Raw genomic sequence first — 3,148 nt, forward strand, 5'->3', positions numbered from 1 at the left:
AAATTTAAAATTAGTTTTAATATAAGAGTAGAGTTTTTAGATTTTAATTTAAAAATTTAGATTCATTAGATTCATATAAAATAAAATTTTTAGATTTTAATTAAAAAATCTAAATATTTTAAAATATTTTTTTATTTATTTTAAAAGTTCTTTTATTTTTTTAATAGTTTAACTTAATAAACTTAATAAAACTATGTTTATCTTTTATTATCATAGTCACATTTGCCTGTAGGCAAAATCCTTACTATGTCATCTAGCTCAAGTAGGTTATCTTGATTAATCTTTGATAATATACTTTTAGCCATTGCCTCTTTTTTAGTATATCCTGGTTTAATAACTACATAGTTATCTGTTAATTTTTTAACTGCAGATTCCGGACCAGCCATAACTCTTTTACCTTCATAGTCAACAATTCCTACTGCAATTCTTAGTTTTGCACTTCGAATATAATTCCTATGACCCCTAATAATAAATGATCCTTTCGCTACATATTCTCCGGATTCCGGTGTTTTTGAAACTTGTTCTGGATTGACCCAGTAAACATCCTGTGTAGAATAACCGTCGCTCCATGCTGATGAAAATGATGCGGCAAATATTGCAGATTCCCTAACGGTGTCATCATCAAATTCCTCACCATTTAATTTAATGGCTATTGATGGTGCACCATGTATATCCGCATGCATATAAATATCATTATTATCCAAATATTTCTTTACAATATTCTCGTTACTATTCGCATCACGTCCACCAATTACAAGTTTGCCTGTGGAGCTTACAAACCATCTGAATTTCTCGAACCATTTAAGTTCCTTCTTTTCACGTTTTTTAGGAACCATTATATTTGCCATTGCTTTATCCTTTTTCCTTTCCATTTCCTCTAGTTGTTTTTTAGTATTTTCAATAGCAATATTGGCTCCGGAAATCTTACGTTTTGCTTTTTTAGCCTTTTCATAATAAACATCAGCATTTTCAGGAATTGATTTTCTAGAATCGATGTTAATTGAGATGCCTTCTAAATCTAGGGTAATGTTTCCCATCTTATCAATAGATTTAATTATCTGCGCCTCTTTCATTCCCTCTTTTCTTGCTTTTTTTAGTATTTTATTTATTTCCTGATAGGAATAATCCTTGTCTCTTGCATTATTGATTACACCAATAACTGATTCAATTTCCTGATAATGTGAATAGATTAATTCCCCTTTTTTATGGGATTTTTCTATAGTGTCATGGAATCCCTTAAGTGTTTCTTCTTGAAGTTCAAGTCTTTTTGAATATTTTCCGACTTTCTTATTCCAGATTTTCTCTTGCTCTGAGGTAATGCTGGTTTTAACTTCTTTTGAATAGAATTCATCACATGCCTCATTGAAGGTTTCGAAGTATTCATGTTTAAAATCATTATATTTTTCAAGTTTTATTGGTACAACATCATCTTTACCTTCTGATATTATCTCTGGTTTTATTTCACCTTTACTTAAAGGTCCAAAGATTGATTTTAAGCCTTGATAGATATGATGGATGTCCTCATTGCTAAGGGAATTGGTGCTTGATTGTTTATCGATTCCCTCAATTTCCATATCTTTCCTTATATTATTGGCCCTTAGCATGATCTCTTCTGCATATAAACTTCCAAGACCGTTTTTAGCAAGTGTTCTTATGATGTCATCCTCGGAATTGGTAAAAAGAATATTCAATTCATCCTCTGTAATTGTTAATGGATTGATTCCATTTTTCGGCGGATAGACATATTCCTTTTTAGCACTGATATCCCTATTGCTCCATGATTTCCTTTTAAGAGGCATTATGATATTTTTATCCTCATCTAAAAGAATGATATTGCCTTTTGAAAATAGCTCAATAACTAATGTATAAACCTGATCCTTTTTCATCTTGATTTCGATTATACGATCGAAATTATACTGTTCAATGCTAACTACGTTAGCACCTCTAAGTCTTTTTCTAAGTAACATTGGAAATGAAGGTGGTTTTGTAGGGTTTTCAAGAGGATATCTACTTGTATGTACTCTTTTTCCAGCTTCCATAACTAAATCTATTCTTCCATATCCTGCTTTATGGAATCTCATAACGATGATGTCTTTTGTTGGCTGAAATGATTTATCTACTCTTGAACCTTCAAGTAACTTGTTTAATTCATGGGATATTGTAAAAATATCCACATTAGTCATTGTTTTCATTAAAATTCCTCTATTTACTTAATTTCCTTAATTTTTAAAATTATAATTCATGAAATATATTAATGGTTGATAAAATAATTGTTTTTCTTTTATAGTTATATTATCTGTATATAATTTTAAATAGTATTTTAGATTAATATTCTAATAGTAAATTTATATCTTGATTTAATTAGATTTTTTTTGATTAAATATAGTCTGTTCTTTAAAATATGTTAAAAGTTTTTTAACATACTTTTTATTTGGTTATGTTTTTTATCTAACTTTCAGTTTTCATCTAAATAATTATTATTTCTTTAATAAAATCATTATGTATATTTATTAGTAAGTATAAATTATAAATGTATATTTATTTATATAACTTTTCATATTATTTTATTATAATTTTTTAATTTTGGAGGATAAACATGGATGATGTACAAAAGATTGCGGCAATCCATTTAATACCAGGTTTAATTGTAGGTGTTTTCTCTGCAATGTTTTCATATGGAACCTTTGGGTTTAAAAATGAGATTCTTGCATCTGTAATAGGTTTTATTGTTTTATATTTCATTGGTAATTACTGTCAAAAGCAATATGCAGATTCTATTGACGGTTTTAAACAATGGTTTATGATGGGAATTATTCCATTTGTTTTTGGATGGTTCTCAGTGTGGGTATTATTCTTAAGCTATGCTAAATTTATTCCATTTTTATAAGATAAATAGATATTTATCTTAAGTTTTTTTTCTATTTTTAATTATTGCTTTTTATTAACTATTTTTATTGGGTTTTTTAAATTTTTAGGTTTTATAGGCTAAATTATCTTTTTATATACTCTTTATTTTTTTTTATACTTGGTTAGCTTATATTTTAATATCCCGCTTATTTAGCTATTTCTAGTAGTGTTTAATATAAAAATCAGTAAAATACTTTATTAAATCATATATTACATTAAATTCATGAATTTATTCACAGTT

The 3,148-nt window shown here is 27.3% G+C and carries 2 protein-coding genes; one reads left to right on the plus strand and one right to left on the minus strand.

Annotation, left to right across the window (positions count from 1 at the left end; translation table 11 throughout):
• Nucleotides 1-197: 197 nt before the first annotated feature.
• On the minus strand, nucleotides 198-2,192 hold the full coding sequence (gene rqcH, locus ON24_RS00605) for a ribosome rescue protein RqcH (RefSeq protein WP_040681589.1): 1,995 nt from the start codon (nucleotides 2,190-2,192) through the stop codon (nucleotides 198-200).
• A 404-nt stretch (nucleotides 2,193-2,596) separates the two neighbouring features.
• Here rqcH and ON24_RS00610 point away from each other — a divergent pair, with 404 nt between their 5' ends.
• Nucleotides 2,597-2,887, plus strand: a complete 291-nt coding sequence (locus ON24_RS00610) for an EMC6-like membrane protein (protein WP_016358867.1) — start codon at nucleotides 2,597-2,599, stop codon at nucleotides 2,885-2,887.
• Nucleotides 2,888-3,148 lie beyond the last annotated feature (261 nt).

The sequence above is a fragment of the Methanobrevibacter boviskoreani JH1 genome (assembly GCF_000320505.1).
GTDB classification, from domain to species: Archaea; Methanobacteriota; Methanobacteria; order Methanobacteriales; family Methanobacteriaceae; genus Methanarmilla; species Methanarmilla boviskoreani.